The sequence below is a fragment of the Verrucomicrobiota bacterium JB022 genome, assembly GCA_030673845.1.
Classification (GTDB): Bacteria; Verrucomicrobiota; Verrucomicrobiia; order Opitutales; family Oceanipulchritudinaceae; genus WOUP01.
This window is the reverse complement of record JAUTCQ010000011.1, coordinates 58249-77321: the sequence shown is the minus strand read 5'-3', so window position 1 is coordinate 77321 and position 19073 is coordinate 58249. Positions and strand designations below refer to the sequence as shown.

Genomic DNA, 19073 nt, shown 5'->3' with positions numbered 1-19073 from the left:
GGTCGGGTTGAGAGGTATGGTAGAGGTGTTGCGGCCGGCCCTCGCGGGCTCCATCAACCACGCCCGATCGCAGCAATGGCGATACCAGGCGCAGGGGTGGGGGTGCTCTGGTTAATTTTGACCAGTTGTAGTGAGGGCCGGTTCAAGATGGGGAAGAAGTTCGCTGACGACGGTAGCCACCTCCCGGCGGTGCTGCCGATACGTCTGGAGAAAACTGGCGGGAGTCAGGCGCATCCATACGGCCAGGTCTTGCTGTGCGGCCTCCGCCTCGGGCAGCTCGCTTACGGCCTCGTGGGCTTCGCGCCGTAGGTGCAGCTCGATGCGACGATAAAACGTGTAGGCTTTGCGCAAAAGGTCGAGCCTTTCCGGCGAGAGCAGGCCCGCCTCGGCCATTGCCTCCAGCGCAGCCCGGGTATTGGCCGTGCGCAGGCTGGGGTGATCGCGCCCGTGCTGCAACTGCAGCCGTTGGGCGAGGAATTCGATGTCCAGCAGGCCGCCCCGGCCCACCTTGAAGCCCCGGTAATCCTGCTCGGCGGTGCGCGCCTTCTCTTTCAGGATGCGCTCGCGCACATGGTCGAGGTCCGCGCTTTCCTCCTCCGTAAAGGGGCGCTCATAGACCCAGTCTTGCCGCCAGGCTTCGAAAGCCGTTTCCAGCTCCGGATTGCCCGCCACTACCCGCGCGCGGGTCAACATCTGGCGCTCCCAGGTCTGCCCCCGCTTCTCGTGGTAACGCTGGAGGGCAGGCAGGGTCGTCACGAGCGGACCGTCCTGCCCGTGCGGGCGCAGGCGGAAGTCGAGGTCGAAGGTGCGGCCGAGGTCCTGCTCCTTGTAGGCGATGAGGTCGTTCAGCTCCTGCGCGAGGCTGATGGATGCTTCGCTTTCGCCCTCCGGGCCGATGAGCAACAGGTCGAGGTCGGAGCCCAACGCCAGCTCTTCGCCGCCATACTTGCCGAGCGCCACGATCAGCAACCGCCCTTCGGGATCGACCCGCTGGAGGGTGTGGGTGAGGGCCGCGTCGGAGAGGGCCGTCAACTGCCGCTCCAGGTCGACCAGCGAGAAGTCTTCCAGCAGGCCGTTGATCGAAGCCCGCACCTGCTCGGCCTTGACGAAGAGCCACAGCCAGCGCCGGAACGCCTCGCGCTCGGTCGGGCCATGCCTCAGCTCGTCCAGCAGATCGACGCGCGACTTCTGGCGGCGCACGCTCTGCACCAGCAGCTCTTCCATGATCTCCGGGTGCTGGCAGAGCAGCTTGAAGATGAATTCGCTACGGTCGAAAAGCAGGCAGAGCACGCGGAAAAACGACGGGTTGAGCCCGCAGGTCTTCAGGAACTGCTTGCGCGCACCATAGCGTTCGGCAAAGCGGCTGATCCGGCGCAGCGTGCGCAAAGGGCGCGACAGACCCTGAAAGGCGTCGCCGAAGTTGGCCGCGAGGTCGGCAAAGAGCATCACATGCTCGCGCGTGAGGGATGCATCCGGGCTGCCGAGGATGAACTCGTGCAGGTGCTTGGCCGCATCCGCGTGGGGACCGAACCAAGTGCGGATGCACTGCTCCACAAAGGGGCTCGCCTGGGCGGTGGTCAGGAAGTCGGCCCACTCCTTTTCGTGCCGGTGGTCGGCCTCGTGAGGGAAGAGCTCCTGGTAGTTGTGGCGCACGCGGTCGCGGCGCGCCTGCAGGTCGGCCTCAAAAGCTTCCACGCTCGGGTAGTCCATCGATTTGGCGAGGCGCGCGCGCTCGGGGCCCGGCGGCGGGAGATCGTGGGTCTGCTGCTCGTCCCGCATCTGGGCTCGGTGCTCCAGTCGACGCAAGAGGTCGTACGTCTCGATCAGAAACGTCCGCAGCTCGGGCGCAATCAGGTTGTAGCGCGTCAACTGCCGGATCGCCTCGCGCGTGGAAGCCGTCTGCAAAAAGGGGAAGCGGCCGGCGTGCACCAGTTGCAGGATCTGCGCGAAAAACTCGATCTCGCGGATGCCGCCGTAGCCGTTCTTGAGGTTGAGCTGCAGGCGGTTGGTGCCCACGACTTCTTTCTCCATGCGCTGCTTGAGCGTCGCCACGTCTTGCGGCAAAGAGGCCGGCGGGTGACGCGGGTAGCGGAAGGTATGGACCAGCTCCAGAAACTCGCCACACACGGCCTTGTCACCCGCCACCGCGCGCGCCTTGAGCAGCATCATGCGCTCCCAGGTCTGCCCCCGGGCGAAGTAGTAATTCACCGCCGCGCCCACCGAGGTGATCAGTTGCCCGGCCGCGCCCTCGGGCCGCAGCCGCAGGTCGACATTGTAGAGAAAGCCGTCGGCAGTGCGCCGGGTCAGCACCTGCAGGAACTCCTGGCCGACGCGGGTGAAAAACTCGCCGTTGGCCATCCCGCTCAGGCGGTCGCCGCGCTTCACGTGCCCGCGCCCCTCGCTCAGGAACATCAAATCGACATCGGAGCAAAAGTTCAGCTCTTCGCTGCCCAGCTTGCCCAGGCCCAGCACGCCCAGCTTGGCCGGTTGGTCCAGCTCTTCATCCCAAGGCGTGCCCAGCTTTTGCTCCCACTTCGCCCACGCCTGTTCAAAGACCTTCTGCAGGCAAAAGTCGGCCAGGGAGGAGAGCTCGCGCAGCGTCACGCGCATCGGAGCCAGCTCGTTGACTTCCCGCCACGCGATGCGCAGCGAGTGCCAGCGGCGAAACTGGCGCAACTTGCTGTAGAGGGCCTCACCGCTCACTTCGCCCGCAAAGGCTCTCCAGTGGGTGGCATACCGGCCCGCACCAAAGGGCAGATCGACTGCGCCGGTATCCGCCAGCCAGGCTACAATCTGCGGCTGGCGCACCAGCAGGCGAAAATACAGGGGGCTCGCCTCCGCCAGTCGCTCGAATTCGACGAAGCGGCCAGACGACTCCAGCCACACGAGGACGCTGGGATCAGTTTCCGACGCCGTCAGCGCCTGGCGTAGTTCCTCGTGAAAATCCATGGGGCAGGGGCGGGGGCGTCGTGCGGCGCCAGAAGGTGCGGTACAGGTTGGTACGCGGGCGGTTACGCGCAAGCTTCTTTTCCCAGCTCCGCCAAGCCAATACCTCCGGCACCGTCTCCTGCCGGAAGACCGCGACCATTTGCCCGAGGTGGAAAATCAGAATCCGCCCCGGCTGAGACTCCACCTTGCTCAAGTAGAGGATCAACGGCGAGGTGGCGTCGGCAATGCGCGCCCGGGGGAGAGGGAGGGAAGCCAGCGGCAAGCTCCACGCGTATTCTTCGGCCAAGGTGCGCAGCTCATCCTCCGTCAGCACCGACGGTAGTGGATGGGTCTGGATCACGATTTCGGGCACCTGCTCGCGGCGCATCAGCGACAAAGCCTCGCCCAACGGAAGGTTGCCGGGCACGTCACGCCAGCGGTGGGCCGCCACTTCGCCCAGCGACACGCCCCGCATCATCTCCTCGCGGCGGATGGCCTGGTATTCCAGATCGCCCGCGAGGAAGATAAACGCAAACAGCACCGCCGGCTGCCAACTGCCGATGTAGATCGCGCCCAGCACCGCGCAGAGCGCCAGCGGCTTGGCCACCCAGACCGACCAGCGCGTGGCGGTGAGGTAGTCGAGGCGCGTGGCCAGCAGCGAACGCAGGATGCGCCCGCCGTCCATCGGGTAGACCGGCACGAGGTTGAAGACCCCCATCGTGAGGTTGTAAATGAAGAGAAAGAGCAGGAAGCCGATCCCGTCGAAAGGAGTGAAGGCACGCTCCAGCCCGTCCCAACCTCGCCAATGGCCCGTCACGTAGAGCGCGACAAAGACGAGGGCCGAGATCGCAAAATTGACGGCCGGCCCGGCTGCAGTGACGATGAATTCGCGGCCTGGCTGCCTCGGCAGTTGCTCCATCTCCGCGACCCCGCCGATTGGCAGCAGCAGGATGCGCCGCGTCTCCACGCCGTAGCGGCGAGCGGCCAAGATATGCCCGAATTCGTGCATCACCACGCAGGCGAAGATGCCCGTTACCAACAGGATCCACCACAGCGCGTTGGCGGCGGGCGCTACGTCGGCCGGGCGCTCGGGGTGGGTTGCGCCCATCCAGCCCGCATACACCAGCAGCAAGGCGAAGGTGATATGCAGGTCGAGCCTGACACCGAGAATCCTGAAGAGAGGGATCGACCACGAGCGGTCTCGCATAAACCTATCCTCTACACGCGCGGGCTTTTTAGCAAGTATGGGTTCCTTTTCGCGCCTCACGCCATGCTGGTTAAAATTGACCAAGCACCTCAGGCTTGCAAAGTGAGTGAGTAAAAATGCACATGGTGATGCAATATTCCATTTGAGAACGCTTCCTGCTGACCCACTTGCAAAACTTCCCGTTCTATGTGCGCAGACGCCTCGCCCCAGATCCTCATTATCGATGACGACTCCGAAATCTTATATTCCCTCGACCGCGTGCTCAGCTCGCGTGGCTACCGCGTTTCCACGGCCAGCAGCGGCGAAGCAGGGATCGGTGTAGCGGAGCGCGAACGCCCGCACGTCATCTTCCTCGACAACCGCATGGAGGGCATGAGCGGGCTGGAGACGCTCCAGCATATCCGCTCCGTCAGCCCTCACTCGATGACGATTCTGATGACGGCCTTCGGGACGACACAGACCGCCATCGAGGCCATGAAGTTCGGGGCCTTCGACTACATCATCAAGCCCTTTGACATCAAGAAGGTGCTGAGCCTGACCGAAAAGGCGGTCCAGGCCCATCGCGACTTGGCCGCAACCGAGCGCAACCAGTATTCCCCCGTCCTCAACAGCGAGGATTACAAGGAAGGGCTGGTCGGCAATTCGGAGCCGATGCAGGAAGTCTTCAAGATCATCGGTCAAGTCGCCGCCAGCGATGTGACGGTGATGGTAACGGGCGAAAGCGGCACGGGTAAGGAACTCGTCGCCCGCTGCATCTACCAGCACAGCCACCGCAGCACCGGGCCGTTCATGGCCGTCAACTGCGCGGCAATCCCCGATAATTTGATCGAGTCGGAGCTGTTCGGCCACGAAAAGGGTTCCTTCACCGGCGCCACGCAGCAACGCCTCGGCAAGTTCGAGCTGTGCGACGGTGGGACGCTCTTTCTCGATGAGATCGGCGATATGGCACTGCCGACCCAGACGAAGATCCTCCGCGCCTTGCAAGAGGGCGAGATCCAGCGCGTCGGCGGCACCAGCACGATCAAGGTCAACGTCCGCCTCGTCGCTGCGACGAACAAGCACCTTGAGCAGATGGTGGAGGAGGGAGAGTTCCGGGAAGACCTCTATTACCGCCTCAACGTCATGCGCATCCGCCTGCCCGCGCTGCGCGAGCGCCCGGGCGACGTGCCGGCACTGATCGACTTCATGCTCCAGCGGCTGCAGAAAGACCGTGGCAGCCGCGTGCGCCGCGTGTCTTCGGAGGCTATGCAACGCCTCGTCGACTACAGTTGGCCGGGCAACGTCCGCGAGCTGGAAAACGTGATCCAGCGCAGCGCCGTGCTCGCCCAGGGCGATACCATCCTCGCCAAGGATTTGCCGGACGAAATCCGCCGCCCGGGGGCCATTCCTGCGCCCACCCGCAAGGCGGGCTCCACCACCAAGCCACCCTTTGAAGAAAGCGCGCCCGACTCCGCCGAAGAGCCCAAGGCCAAGACCGTAACCACGACGGCAGACGTTACTTCGCCCGAGCCCAGCGCGGCCGTACCGCTGCGCGAAACCGTGGCCGTGACCGCCCCTGCGCCGGTCGCGGCGCCGGTAGAAGCGGCAGCCCAGCCGATCCCGGCCATGGCCCCCGCCTTTGATCGTGGCAGCATCGACCTCAGCACTGCCCTCGACATCCTCTTCGAGCGTATCCGCAAGGAAGTGGACGAAGACATCCTGCACCACATCGAGCGCGAGATGATCGTCCGTGTCTTGCGTGAGACAGGCGGCAACCAGGTCAAGGCCAGCACCATCCTCGGCATCACCCGCGCTACCCTCCGCAAACGCATCGACCAGCACAACCTGCGTTGGTAGAGGCCTCCCTTGGCCATGGATAAAACCCGGATAGGCACGGATCCCAAAACATCCGCGCCAATCTGCGTTCATCTGCGGCTAAAAGAAGCTACTTCGTCGGCGCGTCGATCCGACCGGAGATCACTTCGCGCGTTTCGCGGAGAATGCCGTGCAGCAGCCAGGGCTCGCGTGGGTCCCAGTTGATCGCCTGACCTTCCATCGGGATCGGGATTTCGTCGACCCAGCGCAGCACGGAGCCTCCGGTAGGGAACTCCAGCACGTAGAGGCTCTGGTGGTCGTGGCCTGTTACATACAGGCGGCCATCGGGGCCGAAGCCGCCCCCGCTGAAGGAGTAGGGGGCGCAGGCGTCCACCAGCTCCGGCGGGAAGACATAGCCGCCGACACGCCGCCACTCCGCGTCAAACACCACCAGTTGCGCCCAGGACGGGTCGCGGTTGGGCTCGGCCGCCTTTTGGCCGTAGTGGGCAAAGCAGATATACCAGAGCCCGTCGCGCCGGTCCACCCAAGTGCAGGAGCCGTAGGCGATGCCAAAGGAGTGGCTGCCGAGGTGCTCCAGCGTCTCCGGGTCGAAGATCTCGATCGAGCTCGTCATTGGCACCTGCGGGTAGTTGGAGTGCGCGACGTAGAGCTTGCCGTCCAGCACGATGCCCGCGTTCAGGTGGATCATCGGGTCGCCTTCCGGGCATTCCCAGGTCTTCAGCAGCTCGCCGGTGCGGTTGTATTTGACGATCTTGTAGTTGTGGATCGCGAAATACGCTTCGCCGTCCGACGCCACCCCCTGCTTGGCGTCCGGGGCCTCGAAACGCTTCGTCTCCGTAAAGCTGCGACCGGAGGAGGCGAGCGGTTCAGCGTAGACCAGGGAGAGGGTGAGCAGCGGCAGCAAGACGAAGAGACAACGTAGTTTCATGGCAGGCGCAAAACGCTTGACCATACGAGGTATGCGCGACGTTCCGGTGACATGCAGGGGGCGATTCCGTGACGTTGGTCGTGGAAATGCGGCTACAATTCCTCGCGATTGCGCTTGAGATTCATGAATCGCCGACTCTTAGTGGCACTTATGTGTCAATTAAGGCATTCCATCGTGCTCGGAATTCACATGCTCGCAGCGGGCAGCCTCTTCGGCCTCTCGGTCGGCGGGAATTACGAGGTGGAGCAGGTTGTTTCCAATGTGAACGACTACAGCTTCACCCAGTATGAAGGGCTCAGCGTCAGCGGCGGCACGCTCTATTACGGCAACTTCCGCGAAGTGAAGGCCTTCAACCTCGGCACCCGCACCGAGAGCATCTACGGCAGCCTGCCGGGCAACAACGGGATCTCGCACGTCACCTACGCCGGCGGCCAGGTCTACGCCTCGCACTTCACGTCTTACGCGCAGCCCTATCCCTACTTTTTCGGCAGCGTGAGCCAGGGCGGCAGCTTCAATCAGCAGCTGCAGATGGACGGCATTTACGACGCGGCGGTGGCCCCCAACGGCAACCTCTACTTCGTTTCCAACCACGACTCCAATGGAGACGACCTCGGCGACGGCAGCCGCATCTACCAGTTCGACATCACGACCGGCCTCGCCAACGAAGTGGCGGCGATTGGTGGCGCCAGCGGCGGCTTGACTTTCGATGCGGCGGGCAATCTCTACTACGCCAATTTCGATGCCGACCAACTGATCTCGTTCAGCGCCAGCCAGGTCGCAACCGGGGGCCTGCAACTGGCCGACGCCAACGTGGTCATGACGCTCGAAAACGGCGGCTACCTCGGCTTCGACAGCGCCGGTTTCCTGCTCGCCAGCCAGCTCGACGACTTTCTCGGCTCGTCCATCAACCGCTACGACCTGAGCACTGGGACGATGGTTGGCACTGTCGCTACCTCCGACGACGGCAAGCAGTTCCACAAGTTCGTGACCGACGGTGATACCGTCTACATTATCGAACAGTCGTGGGACTGGTCGGGCGACTACGGCAGCGCCATCTACGGCGTCACGATCGTCCCGGAGCCGCAGACCATCGCCCTCTGGGCCGGGCTGCTCGTCGGCGCGGTCGTGTGGGTGCGTCGGCGCAAGTAGCGCGGCGCTGCAGGCAGGTTCTCGCGGCGAGGCTTACCGATAGGGGCCTCGCCGTTGTTGTGCTCTCTTACAAGCGGCTGCGATAGAGCTGCGGGTCGACGACGGCGAGCATGGCCGCGGCCTTGTCATCGGGCAGCTCCAGAAACTCGATGATCCGTGCAATGGTCTGCTCGGGGTCGTTCATCAACGCATTGTAGTTGATCGTGAGCAGGTCGCACTTCGGATGGCTGCGCAAGGCCTGCTGGCAGTCTTCCATCTGCTGGAGCAAGACCCGGGCGAGGTGCGGCGAGTGGGCCTGGCCGCCCGGCTTTTGCAGGCGCTCGAGCATCTGGCGTTGCGAGTCCATGATCTCGCGCGGATGCCGCTCCATGAAGATTACTTTACAGGCTTCGGTGGGCGGGAGGAACTTCACCAGCGGGGCGACCACCTTCAGTGCCTTGCCGCGGCCTTCGGCGAGCCAGGTGTTGTCCTGATGAAGGCGCTTGATGCGCTCGTGCTCGAAGTAGCCCTTGCGGTTGGATTCGTCCGCGCTGCGTTTGCGGTCGGTCAGCGGGTCGAGCCCGGCGGCTACCAGCATCTGCATGGTCATGGAGGTGCCCGAGCGGGGCAACCCGGAGACTACGGTAAGCCGCTCCGAGGCGGGGGCCTGCGCCTTGCCGGTCACACACAACGGCTGCCGGCCCTCGAAGTTGGCCGTAACGACTTTCCAGGCGGCATCGTCCTGTTCCTCCACCGAAGGCAGGTCTGCGCTCAAGTCTGCCATGCGCTGCGCGTTGGCTTCGCGGGCTTCCGCCGCGAGGGCCTGATGGGCTTTGGCCTTGATCGGCTGCTGCAGGTGGTCGGCATAGATGGCGGCCAGCAACTCATGGGCCTCGGGGTAATGCCGCGCCTGTTGCACGGCTACCTCCAGGGTTTCTACCGCCCATTCGAGGTGGCCGAGGCGCACGAGGGCCGCGCCGTAGGCATAGTGAGCCCTCGGGTTGAAGTAGTTGAGCTGAAGGCTCGTCAAGGCGTGGGTGGCGGAGATGTAGTCCTCGCCCAGGAGGTATTGCGCCCGGCTGAGCTGCAGGTGGGCTTCGGCGTCGTCCGGGTCCAGTTCGAGAGCCTTTTCCAGCCACTCGACCGCCTTCTCCGGCTCGTTCAGGCGCGTGCAAAGATCCCCGAGCAGACGAAACAGCCGCTGCTGACGGCCCGGCCAGGTGTCGGTCAGGCTTTCGAGCAACTGCCGCGCGGCCTCGTCTTCACCCACTGCCATCAGGACGCGCGCCTCGTAAAATTTGAGGCCTGCTTCATCCACTTTCGAGCGACCGACCAGGCGGCGTATCTTCGGCTGCTTGCGGCGTAGCTTCTCCTCTGCTTCTTCGCCCGCTGCCGCCTGCGCCTTGTGCTCTTCGTCCAGCCGGGCAAGCTCCGCCTGTGCCTCCTTGGCGTAGCGTCGGATCGTCGTGTTGAGTCGGTTGAAGGTCCGCTTGAGGTCGTCATGAGCCTTGAGGGTCATCTCGCACTGGAGCTGCAGCAGGCCGAAGCGGCTTTCTTCGGGCCATTGCGCCCAGAGGCGGACGGCGATGCGGTGGGCTTCGACAAATTTTTTGCCGTCGAAGTAGGCCTGCGCGAGGTTGTAGTCGAGCTCTCTCACCGTTTCGGCTACCGCCACCTCCTTGTCTTCGTCGGGCTGGTCGATGTAGCCGAGGTCGACGAGCTGCTGCAGGGCGGCCTTGGCGTCGCGCGCGTCGAGCTGACGGTCGGAGGGGTGACATCCGTCATCGCCGGCAATGGCGTCCCAGCTCTCCACGTATTCCACCGGACGTTTTTCGCGGAAGACCTTGGAGAGGACTTTGCCGTCCATATCGCGCCCCACCGGTAGACCGAAGGCATGCAAGAGGGTGGGGGTAATGTCCAGCAGCGAGCCCGAGAAGATTTCTTCGCCTCCCGATTTCACGTCTGGCCCGGCCATGACGAAAATGCCGTATCGGCGGTGCTCCGAAGCCGGACCCGCCGGGGCGTTGGGCAGGGAGTGAGGCCGCAAGTGGTCGGGGTGGAACCCGTGGTCGGAAATCAGCATCACGTTGGTTTCCGGCCCTGCGAGCTGCAGCAGCACGCCGAGCATCATGTCGTGGAAGACATAGCCGGACTCCATCACGTGGCGGTAAATCTCAAAGTCTTCGTCGCTCACCCGGGGGTCTTTCGGCGGGTGATACTTCATGAAGCCGTGCCCGAAGTGGTCGATCCCGTCGTAATAGACGGCCATGAAATCCCACGGCTCCAGCTGCATGGTCGCGGTGGCGGCTGCGTGCACGGTCGAGATCTCCGCGAGGATCTTGGCCAGCGAACCCAGGCGCCGGTCCTTTTCCTGATCGATCTCTGCTGCGCGCGGGATGAAGGGCAGCAACATCTCGCCGGAGACCCAGGCCGGGTGCAGGCGCATCTCGGAGAGTGGCTGCAAGAGGCGCGAGGGGTGGATGGCCTGGGTATCATGTGGCCAGTTTTCCGGGTCCTTGCTTGCCCGCTGAAACTGGTTGGAGACCATCACGCCATTGATGGGCTCTGCCGGGTGCGAGGGCCACCAGCCGATTACGTTGCTCTGCTTGCCCGACTGGTTGAGGATGTTCCAGACGGCCTTGGTTTTGCGCGAGAGATTCGTCACCGGGCGGACGGCTCCCGTGGCGGGGTCCGGCTCGCTGAACCCGTTGATTCCGTGCTTGTAGGGGCGTTTGCCGGTGCCGATGCTCGTCCAGAGCATGGGAGAAAGCACGGGGTGAAGCGTGTGCAGGTTGCCCCAGACTCCCATTTTGATGAGGCGCTGGAGGTTGGGCATCTTGCCCCGGTTGAGCAAGGGGCGGATCATGCGCCAGTCGGCGGCATCCCAGCCAATCAACAGAGTTCTTTTTGCCTTCATCTGGAAAGAGAAAATAGGGGAATCTCGCGGGCTGGGCCCAAACAAAAACAGGACGCCACGCGCGCGGCATCCTGTTCAAGCAAAAGATGATACAGTATCTGAGCCCTTAAGCGGCACTCTTGCGGCTGGCGAGGTAGCGACGCATCCCCACGGCACCGGCGGCAAGCAGGCCGAGGGCGGCCATCGTCTCCTTCGGCTCCGGCACCGCCGGGGTCGACTCGGTCTGGCCTACGGTCAACGTTTCGCCCGCATCCGCCCAGGCCCAGCTATTGATGGTGATTTGGCCCACATTGAGGGTGACGTTGGCCCAGCCGTATTGCACACCATTGCCGGAATCGAACTCGAAGGCAATGAAGCCAGCTTCGCCAAAGGAAAACTCCCGCCAGTTCCAGTCCACCCACGAGCTGGAGGTGAGAGTGAGCCCGCTGTCCGCATTGGTAAGCAAGGACGCAGAGATTTCAACGCCTTCGGCCAGCGAAGCCACCCGATTCGAGCCATCTAGTGCGATCTTGAAATTGTTGTAGTTCCCTGCCGGGAAGTAGGCGCGCCTGCTAGTATAGACGCTGTATGTGGAGGAGTAAAAAAAGATCCAGGTATCGAAACTGGCCAGGGCGGTCGCACCGGTCGAACCGCCTTCAAGATACCAGATATCGCCGTCGGTATCGAGGGTGAGCGGGGAGGTCACCACGTTGATTGCACCAAAGGTGGTCGCCGAGACTCCGAGAGTTGAAACAGAAAGTAAGGTGACGTTGCGCGATTTCATTGCACTAGATGGTAATAATTTGCATGCCCAGCTGTGGGGATGTTCTGGGTATGGAGGTTTTTATCTCTCCTGGCAATAACGTTCTTCGCTAGGCAGCACTCTTGCGGCTGGCGAGATAGCGACGCATCCCCGCAGCGCCGGCGGCCAGCAAGCCCAGTGCGGCCATCGTCTCCTTCGGCTCCGGCACCGCCGGCGTCGACTCGGTCTGGCCTACGGTCAACGTTTCGCCCGCATCGGCCCAAGCCCAGCTATTGATGGTGATCTGACCCACATTGAGGGTGACGTTGGCCCAGCCGTATTGCACACCATTGCCAGAATCGAACTCGAAGGCAATGAAGCCAGCTTCGCCAAAGAGGAACTGGCGCCAGTGCCAGCCCGGTCCAGAACTGGAGGTGAGAGTAAGCCCGCTGTCCGCATTGGTAAGCAAGGACGCAGAGATTTCAACGCCTTCGGCCAGCGAAGCCACCCGATTCGAGCCGTCTAGTGCGATCTTGAGATTGTTATAAGCCGGGGACGGGAAGTAGGCATACCGGTAACTGCTGGTGTAAGTGCTAGAGCCGACGGTGAAGGTCGTCACACTCGACCAGGAATCGAGCCTTGCCAAAGCCGTTCCGCTAGAGCCGCCCTCCAGATACCAGATATCGCCATCGGTATCGAGGGTGACGGGATTCGCCACGAAATTGATCGCGCCAAAGGCAGTGGCCGAGACGCCAAGTGAAGAGACAGACAGGAGTGTAACGTTTTTAGACTTCATAGAGATCGTGTGTAAGCAGGAGACTTGGGGCAAAGTCTTTAACGTGATCTAGGGCAGGAGCAAGTAAATTGCTCGGGCTTAACTAAACAGGCAATCGGCCTTATGCAGATGAAGGTATGTTTTGCCCCGGAGTCAGTCCCCTCCCGCATCTTCTCCTCCCTTTCCCTTGCCAAGCGGGCGGGCGTCTGCCACCTCTAGTCGTTTCCCATGAGCGATTCGCAGCCGCAGTCCATCGACACTTCCGATCAATACGCCGTGCGCCGGGCCAAGCTCGACGAGATGCGCGGCAATGGCTTGGACCCCTTCCACAAAAACTGGGAGCAGACCCACACCTCCGTCGAAGCCCAGGCCAGCTGGGTGGAGGACGAAGCCGCGTGCCCCGAAGTCTATTGCGCCGGGCGCCTGTTGACCAAGCGCGTGATGGGCAAGGCCAGCTTTGCCCACATCCTTGATCGCGCGGGCAAGCTGCAGCTCTACGTGCAGCGCGAGGTGCTGGGCGAAGAGGCGTATGCGTTTTTCAAGAAGCAGCTCGACCTGGGCGACTTCGTGGGCGTGCGCGGCAAGGTCTTCAAGACCAAGACCGGCGAAGTGACCCTGCGCGTCGAAGAGCTGCAGATCGTGGCCAAGGCCCTGCGCCCGCTGCCCGAGAAGTGGCACGGCCTGCAGGACGACGACCAACGCTACCGCCAGCGTTACCTCGACCTGATTTCCAACGAAGACAGCCGCCGCGTGTTCCAACTGCGCAGCCGCGTCATTGCCACGATCCGCCGCTACCTGCAAGACCAGGACTTCCTCGAAGTCGAGACCCCGGTTTTGACGCCTGAGGCGGGTGGGGCGGCCGCGCGCCCGTTCCAGACGCACTTCAACGCGCTGGATTGCGACTTTTACCTCCGCATCGCGCTGGAGCTGCACCTCAAGCGCATGCTCGTGGGCGGCTTCGACCGCGTGTTCGAGTTGAGCCGCGTCTTCCGCAACGAAGGCCTCAGCCGCCGCCACAACCCCGAGTTTACCATGCTGGAGGTCTACCAGGCCTACAGCGATTACCGGGGCATGATGCGCCTGATCCGCGGCATGATCGACCGCATCTGCACGGATGTCCTCGGCAGCCACGAAATCACTCGCTACGACGGCCAGGTGATCAACCTCGGCGGCGAATGGCGCGAAGCCCGTTACAAGGATCTCGTGATCGAAGCGACCGGCAAGGTCGACTGGTTTGAGCTGAGCCGCGAGGAAAAGATCGCGTGGTGCCGCGAAGCCGGGATCGAGATCGACCGCGTGGACGAGCGCGAAGAGTTCGAGATCACCAACAACGTCTTTGAAAAGCGCGTCGAGCACACGCTCATCCAGCCGACCTTCGTCACCCACCTGCCCAAGGAGCTGGTGCCGCTGGCCAAGATCTCGCCCGACGACCCCGACACGGTGGAAGTCTTCGAGCTGTGCATCAACGGCCAGGAAATTGCGCCCGCCTACAGCGAGCAAAACGACCCGCTCGTGCAGCGCGAACAACTGGAGCGTCAGGCTGGCGAAGAGACCCAAAAGATCGACGAAGACTTCCTGCTCGCGCTCGAGCACGGGATGCCGCCCGCCGGTGGCATGGGTGTCGGCATCGACCGCCTGATCATCCTGCTCACGGGCGTGCCCTCGATCCGCGACGTGATCCTCTTCCCCTCCATGAAGCCGATGCCGCGCGAAACGGCCACGGCGGAACCGGACGCCCAGGCCTAGGCCGCACCGCATGCCCTGGTTTCTCTATTTGGCCCTGAAGCAGCTTTTCCCCACCGGAAAGCGCTTCGGGTCTTTCTTTTTCTGGGCCTCCACGCTCGGGGTCGCGCTCGGCGTGGCCGTGCTCGTGGTGGTGCAGAGCGTGATGGGCGGCTTTGGCCAAGAGCACCGCACGCGCATGGTCGAGCTGGCGGGCGAAGTCGTGATCGACGCCGGTGGCCGCCCCTTTTACGAGCCCGCTGCGCACGAAGCGCTCGACCAGATCGACTCCGTGCAGTCCGCCGTGCCGATGGCCAACGGCATGGTCATGGTCATGTATCGCAACATCCCCGTGTTCCCGCAGATCGTGGGGATCGACGTGATGCAGGCCGACGGCTACGGCTGGGGCAATTTCGTCAAAGAAGGCAGCCTCTCCGATCTCTACGACGGCTCGGTCGCCATCTCGCGCACCCTTTCCGACCAGATCGGGGTCGACGTGGGCGACTACGTCGAGGTGTATTCGCCGCTCATGCTCGAAGGGCTGAAGCGCGACGAGGTGATCCTGCCGCTGGAACTGGAGGTGACCGCGATTTACGATGTCGACTGGTATCAGGAGCTGGTGCCGGGGCTGATGGTGACGCTTCGCACGATGCAGGACCTCTACCAGCTCAACGACGGGGTCCACGCCGTGCAGGTGCGCCTCAAGCCCGGCAGCGACGAATTCCGCGTGGTGGAGCAGCTCAACGAGACCTTGCGGCCCGGCCTGCACGCCATGACGTGGAAGCAGCGCTTCGCCAGCCAGCTATGGGTGCTCGACTTCGAGAAGACGATGATGCTTTTCATCAACCTCTTTATCGTGGCCGTCGCGGTCTTTGCCATCGCCATCGCCCAGTTGCTCAACGTCGTGCGCAAGACCCGCGAAATCGGCATCCTTGGGGCGATGGGCGCCCGCGCTCGCGAGCTGGTGATCCAGTATTGCTTCCAGGGCTTCTGCATCGGCGTGATCGGCACGGCGGCAGGCGTTGCGCTGGCCATCACCATCCTGACCTTCCGCAACCCGATCATCGACGTGCTCACGCGCCTCACCGGCAGCTACGACACGCTCGTGCAGTTCTATTTCTTCTACCGCCTGCCGGTGCACTACACGGTGCAGGACTTTGTCGTCATCATCAGCAGCGCCCTCGTGCTGTCTACCCTCGCCGGGCTGGTGCCGGCCCTGCGCGCCGCCAAGATGCGCCCGGCCGAAGCCCTCCGCACCGAAGCCTGATCCCGCCATGCCCCACGTCCTTTCCGTCGACGGCGTCCAGAAACGCTTCCGCAGCGGCCCCCGCGAGATCACCGTGCTGCAGGACATCTGCCTGCACGTCGATGCGGGCGAAAGCGTGAGCCTGCGCGGCGCATCCGGGAGCGGCAAGACGACCCTGCTCAACATCATGGCCCGCATGGAAGACTGCGACGCCGGCGCCGTCCATTGGGGCGAGCGCGATGTGACGCAGCAAAGCTCCAGCAGCCTCGCGCCCGTCCGCGCCCAGCACCTCGGCATGGTCTTCCAGAGCTACTACCTCGTGCCCGAGCTCAATGCGCTGCAAAACGTCGTGCTCGCTGCCCGCATCGGCGGCATGAAAGGCAAGGACGCCACGGCCCGGGCCAAAGAGCTGCTCGGCCTCGTCGGCCTGGGCGAACGCGAACACCACTTGCCCACCCAGCTTTCCGGCGGCGAACGCCAACGCGTGGCCGTCGCACGGGCTCTCGTCAACCGCCCGCAAGTTCTGCTCGCCGACGAGCCGACCGGCAACCTCGACGAGACCACCGGCCTGGTCATCATGGACTTGCTCCTGCAGGTCTGCCGCGACCAACAGGCTGCGCTCGTGCTCGTCACCCACAGCCGCGACTTCGCCTCCCGCACCGAGCGCAAATACGAGCTGCACAACGGCGTGCTGGGGGAAGTTTAGGGAAGGGAAAATTGGCCTCACGCAGAGGCGCCAAGCCGCGAAGGGAAGAAGTTTTTCAGGTGAAAATCCTCCTTCGTTGATGGGTGCCTCTGTTGATCAAATTGCCTTTATTCTTGGCGGCTCTGCGCCTCTGCGTGAGGCCCCGCTTTCCTGCCCGCGACAAACGGCTGCTCCAGCAGGCCCTCGATCATCTGCTTCATCTCCTTGTGCGGTGTCTTGGCCGGGGCAAAACCGATGATGCAGACGTGTTCGTTGCCGCTCATGCCGAAGGTCTTGTAGCCGTTGTCGACCCCGCTGCGGCCAAAGCTGTAGAGGTCCATGTTGTGCACGCCTCCTTTGCGGAACTGGCGGTGGTTTTCGTTCGGCGCGTCGTCCTCCGGTGTCTTGCCAAAGAACATCACGTGCTCGGCCTTCGGGTCGCCCAGGTAAATCCACTCCGGCGTAAAGTCGTCGAACTCGCCCTCTTGGGTCGGGATGTGCTTCTCGCCGTCCGCCGTCACAAAGTAATCCTCGGCATCGGCAGTGCCGCCCGCCACGCACTCCAGCAGAAACGCGTAATCGCCCTCCGACTTCAGCACCTTGAGCGCAATGTGCTGCGGGAAAAACCAGTACTGAAACGTGAACTGATGGTTCGACGACTCCAGCACCACGTAATCTCCCTCCGTCCGGTCGTCGACCACGATCGTGGTCGAGCCGCTGTCACGCCCGGCATGCCCGAAGTTGCCCGTGCTGTTGGGGAAGCCCCGGAAGTCGCCGTTCGGGCCCGGCGGCAGGTAAGACGCGATCCAATCGTTGCCCTGCGGGTCGAGGAAGCTCTTGAAGCCCGACACGCCGTTGTCCTTTTCAAAGTAGACCGTGCCCATCGGCATCTCGATCTTGTAACACCCCGTGCCATGCCACTCCACCTCGGTCAGCTTGACCGGCTGGGCGTTGAGGGCAGGGGTGATGAGCGGGACGAAGAAAAGGGGAAGGAGGCGTCGCATGAGGGGGAGTTTTGCGACAAGTTCCTGAAAAGTAAATCTTTGCTAAAGGGGTTGGGTTACTCTTCCGGGTAATCGAGAAAACTCTGTTTCCACCAATCCGCAGTCGACAGCAGCTGCGAAAAAAGTTCGAGGGTAACGTCCATCCCCATGCATCCAAGAGTTACGGCGATGATCTCATCATCGCCCGTCAGAGCTGGCAATGGACGATTGCTGCGTAGCAGGCACACGAGGCTCATCGCTCGCACGACAGCTTCGGGATCTCGTATCATCGCTTGAAAATCCTCTATGGTGCCTTCTTTGGACAGCCACACCGCCAGTCTATAGAAGTTACCTTCGGCTCCGTCGGGGCCAACTTCGTTCGATTCGACTTCGTAAATGCCCTCCATTTTGGGCAGCGCCAGAATTGCGGCTCTGTTCTGTTGAGAGATTTCTGGCAACGATTCGATTTGCTCCGCTCTAATTAATTCCTGGCCTATGGCGAGCATCAATAAAAGTAGCAGCGTTTTGAAAATTTGATTCATGGTGGGACTTCTCATCTACGCCAGATGTGGCGGCCTTCCGTCTGGCAGGGCTTTCTTGGTGGCGGTAGTGGTTTTCTTTTTCGATTTGCGGGGTGGGGGGATGATGCCGAAGCGGGGGTCGCCGTCGAGGATGCGGCGGATTACGGCCTGGCTGGTCGGCTCGAAGTCGTCGGCGTCTTCCTTGAGATAGAGCCACTTGGGCAGGATCTTGTGCGGGTGCAGCGTGGGGAACTCGGCGCGGATCGCGTCGTGCTGATCGCGTTCGGCGGGGAAGAGGCAGCCGCGCCAGTCGGGATCGCCGTCGGCGGTGAGCAGCACCATCTTGCCGCCGAGGTAAAACGCTTCGGCGCCAAACATGCGCTTCATGACCGCCTCCGGGCGCGCGAGGATCGGTTCCGCCAGCCAGCGGTGGGCATTGACCTTAGCCATACGCCGCCAGCATAGCTTTTGAACCGACGGAATCAAGCTGCGGCTTGCGCGGGTGGCGGTTGACTGCTTGGCTGCCCGCATGGCCACACCGCGCATTGTCGTGCTCGACGGATATACGATGAACCCCGGCGATTTGAGCTGGACGGCACTGGAGGCGTTGGGAGACGTCACGATCCATGACCGCACGCCTCCCGAGGAGGTGGTGGAGCGCGCGGCGGGGGCCGATTTTGTGCTGAGTAACAAGACAGTACTGACGCGCGCCCAGATCGAGCAACTGCCCGAGCTGCGCTACATCGGCCTGCTCTCGACCGGCTACAATGTCGTCGACCTCGCGGCCGCCCGTGAGCGCGGCATCGCGGTGACGAATGTGCCCGCCTACAGCACCGCGTCCGTCATGCAAATGGTGTTTGCGCACCTGCTGCACTACACCCAGCAGGTGGCGGCGCACGATGCGGCGGTGCAGGGTGGGGCCTGGGCGACCTCGGCCGACTTTACCTTCACCGTGGCTCCGCTGATCGAATTGGCGGGGCGGCGTATGGGCGTGATCGGTTTGGGCTCCATCGGGCGCAGCGTGGCCAAGGTGGCGGCAGCGTTTGGCATGGAAGTGGTCGCGCAGACCCGCACCGAGCCGGAAGAGTTGCCCGAGGGCGTGAGCAAGCTGGTCTCGCAGGACGAGCTGTTGGCGACGAGCGACGTGGTAGTGCTTTGCTGCCCGCTGACCCCGCAGACCGAAAAGCTGATCAACGCCGACACGTTGGCGAAGATGAAGCCCAGCGCGGTGCTGATCAACCACGGGCGCGGGCCGCTGATCGACGAGCCGGCGCTGGCGGAGGCGCTCAAGGCAGGCAAGCTGGCCTGGGCGGGCCTCGACGTGCTGACGCAGGAGCCGCCTGCCGCCGACAATCCCTTGATCGGCCTGCCCAATTGCACCGTGACGCCCCACATCGCCTGGGCGACGCGCGAAGCCCGTCAACGCCTTTACGAGCAAGTGGTGCGCAACATCGAGGCCTTCCGCGCCGGCGAACGCGTCAACCGCGTCGACTAGGC

At 63.1% G+C, this 19073-nt stretch carries 15 protein-coding genes; 6 read left to right on the top strand and 9 right to left on the bottom strand.

Annotated features, from left to right (window positions below; all coding sequences use genetic code 11):
* Positions 1–111: 111 nt before the first annotated feature.
* Both Q7P63_07000 and Q7P63_06995 read right to left on the bottom strand, forming a co-directional pair.
* Positions 112–2949, bottom strand: a complete 2838-nt coding sequence (locus tag Q7P63_07000) for a hypothetical protein (protein MDP0499834.1) — start codon at positions 2947–2949, stop codon at positions 112–114.
* Positions 2900–4135 (bottom strand): site-2 protease family protein, encoded by a 1236-nt coding sequence (locus Q7P63_06995; GenBank protein ID MDP0499833.1) that lies wholly within the window; start codon positions 4133–4135, stop codon positions 2900–2902. Before Q7P63_06995 ends, Q7P63_07000 begins: the two co-directional genes overlap by 50 nt.
* Positions 4136–4321: 186 nt before the next feature.
* Here Q7P63_06995 and Q7P63_06990 point away from each other — a divergent pair, with 186 nt between their 5' ends.
* Positions 4322–5971 (top strand): sigma-54 dependent transcriptional regulator, encoded by a 1650-nt coding sequence (locus Q7P63_06990; protein MDP0499832.1) that lies wholly within the window; start codon positions 4322–4324, stop codon positions 5969–5971.
* 88 nt (positions 5972–6059) lie between these two features.
* On the opposite strand, the gene Q7P63_06985 is transcribed toward Q7P63_06990, so the two are convergent.
* Complete coding sequence (locus tag Q7P63_06985; protein ID MDP0499831.1) at positions 6060–6878, bottom strand: hypothetical protein; 819 nt, start codon at positions 6876–6878, stop codon at positions 6060–6062.
* A 174-nt stretch (positions 6879–7052) separates the two neighbouring features.
* Here Q7P63_06985 and Q7P63_06980 point away from each other — a divergent pair, with 174 nt between their 5' ends.
* Positions 7053–8027 carry a hypothetical protein gene (locus Q7P63_06980; protein MDP0499830.1) on the top strand — a complete coding sequence of 325 codons (975 nt, stop codon included), beginning with the start codon at positions 7053–7055 and terminating at the stop codon, positions 8025–8027.
* Between the two features lie 67 nt (positions 8028–8094).
* Here the strand turns inward: Q7P63_06980 and Q7P63_06975 are convergent, their stop codons facing one another.
* The 3 genes from Q7P63_06975 to Q7P63_06965 all read right to left on the bottom strand — a co-directional run bounded on the left by Q7P63_06975 (position 8095) and on the right by Q7P63_06965 (position 12440).
* Complete coding sequence (locus tag Q7P63_06975; GenBank protein MDP0499829.1) at positions 8095–10923, bottom strand: alkaline phosphatase family protein; 2829 nt, start codon at positions 10921–10923, stop codon at positions 8095–8097.
* A gap of 106 nt (positions 10924–11029) precedes the next feature.
* A complete protein-coding gene (locus Q7P63_06970; GenBank protein MDP0499828.1) occupies positions 11030–11686 on the bottom strand; it encodes a hypothetical protein in 657 nt (218 codons plus the stop codon).
* An 88-nt stretch (positions 11687–11774) separates the two neighbouring features.
* The gene (locus Q7P63_06965; protein MDP0499827.1) at positions 11775–12440 is read right to left on the bottom strand and encodes a hypothetical protein; all 666 of its coding nucleotides are present in this window, start codon (positions 12438–12440) and stop codon (positions 11775–11777) included.
* A gap of 207 nt (positions 12441–12647) precedes the next feature.
* On the opposite strand from Q7P63_06965, the gene lysS reads away from it, so the two are divergent.
* Genes lysS through Q7P63_06950 form a run of 3 tightly spaced genes read left to right on the top strand, consistent with a single transcriptional unit; the run spans position 12648 to position 16093 of the window.
* Positions 12648–14165, top strand: coding sequence for a lysine--tRNA ligase (lysS, locus tag Q7P63_06960; GenBank protein MDP0499826.1), 1518 nt, complete (start codon positions 12648–12650; stop codon positions 14163–14165).
* A 10-nt stretch (positions 14166–14175) separates the two neighbouring features.
* Positions 14176–15408 (top strand): ABC transporter permease, encoded by a 1233-nt coding sequence (locus tag Q7P63_06955; protein ID MDP0499825.1) that lies wholly within the window; start codon positions 14176–14178, stop codon positions 15406–15408.
* A gap of 7 nt (positions 15409–15415) precedes the next feature.
* Positions 15416–16093, top strand: coding sequence for an ABC transporter ATP-binding protein (locus tag Q7P63_06950; protein MDP0499824.1), 678 nt, complete (start codon positions 15416–15418; stop codon positions 16091–16093).
* 107 nt (positions 16094–16200) lie between these two features.
* Here Q7P63_06950 and Q7P63_06945 read toward each other — a convergent pair whose 3' ends face one another.
* Genes Q7P63_06945 through Q7P63_06935 form a run of 3 tightly spaced genes read right to left on the bottom strand, consistent with a single transcriptional unit; the run spans position 16201 to position 18026 of the window.
* Positions 16201–17076, bottom strand: coding sequence for a hypothetical protein (locus Q7P63_06945; protein MDP0499823.1), 876 nt, complete (start codon positions 17074–17076; stop codon positions 16201–16203).
* Positions 17077–17132: 56 nt separating this feature from the next.
* A complete protein-coding gene (locus tag Q7P63_06940; protein MDP0499822.1) occupies positions 17133–17597 on the bottom strand; it encodes a hypothetical protein in 465 nt (154 codons plus the stop codon).
* A 15-nt stretch (positions 17598–17612) separates the two neighbouring features.
* Positions 17613–18026: a hypothetical protein gene (locus Q7P63_06935; protein ID MDP0499821.1), complete on the bottom strand. Its 414-nt coding sequence runs from the start codon at positions 18024–18026 to the stop codon at positions 17613–17615.
* Between the two features lie 79 nt (positions 18027–18105).
* On the opposite strand from Q7P63_06935, the gene Q7P63_06930 reads away from it, so the two are divergent.
* On the top strand, positions 18106–19071 hold the full coding sequence (locus Q7P63_06930) for a D-2-hydroxyacid dehydrogenase (protein MDP0499820.1): 966 nt from the start codon (positions 18106–18108) through the stop codon (positions 19069–19071).
* The last annotated feature ends 2 nt before the right edge of the window (positions 19072–19073 follow it).

Coding starts and splice junctions, on each gene's coding strand:
- Q7P63_06970 (MDP0499828.1), bottom strand. CDS start 11,686: ATGAAATCGCGCAACGTCACCTTACTTTCTGTTTCAACTCTCGGAGTC.
- Q7P63_06975 (MDP0499829.1), bottom strand. CDS start 10,923: ATGAAGGCAAAAAGAACTCTGTTGATTGGCTGGGATGCCGCCGACTGG.
- Q7P63_06955 (MDP0499825.1), top strand. CDS start 14,176: ATGCCCTGGTTTCTCTATTTGGCCCTGAAGCAGCTTTTCCCCACCGGA.
- Q7P63_07000 (MDP0499834.1), bottom strand. CDS start 2,949: ATGGATTTTCACGAGGAACTACGCCAGGCGCTGACGGCGTCGGAAACT.
- lysS (MDP0499826.1), top strand. CDS start 12,648: ATGAGCGATTCGCAGCCGCAGTCCATCGACACTTCCGATCAATACGCC.
- Q7P63_06940 (MDP0499822.1), bottom strand. CDS start 17,597: ATGAATCAAATTTTCAAAACGCTGCTACTTTTATTGATGCTCGCCATA.
- Q7P63_06990 (MDP0499832.1), top strand. CDS start 4,322: ATGTGCGCAGACGCCTCGCCCCAGATCCTCATTATCGATGACGACTCC.
- Q7P63_06935 (MDP0499821.1), bottom strand. CDS start 18,026: ATGGCTAAGGTCAATGCCCACCGCTGGCTGGCGGAACCGATCCTCGCG.
- Q7P63_06945 (MDP0499823.1), bottom strand. CDS start 17,076: ATGCGACGCCTCCTTCCCCTTTTCTTCGTCCCGCTCATCACCCCTGCC.
- Q7P63_06965 (MDP0499827.1), bottom strand. CDS start 12,440: ATGAAGTCTAAAAACGTTACACTCCTGTCTGTCTCTTCACTTGGCGTC.
- Q7P63_06985 (MDP0499831.1), bottom strand. CDS start 6,878: ATGAAACTACGTTGTCTCTTCGTCTTGCTGCCGCTGCTCACCCTCTCC.
- Q7P63_06995 (MDP0499833.1), bottom strand. CDS start 4,135: ATGCGAGACCGCTCGTGGTCGATCCCTCTCTTCAGGATTCTCGGTGTC.
- Q7P63_06930 (MDP0499820.1), top strand. CDS start 18,106: ATGGCCACACCGCGCATTGTCGTGCTCGACGGATATACGATGAACCCC.
- Q7P63_06950 (MDP0499824.1), top strand. CDS start 15,416: ATGCCCCACGTCCTTTCCGTCGACGGCGTCCAGAAACGCTTCCGCAGC.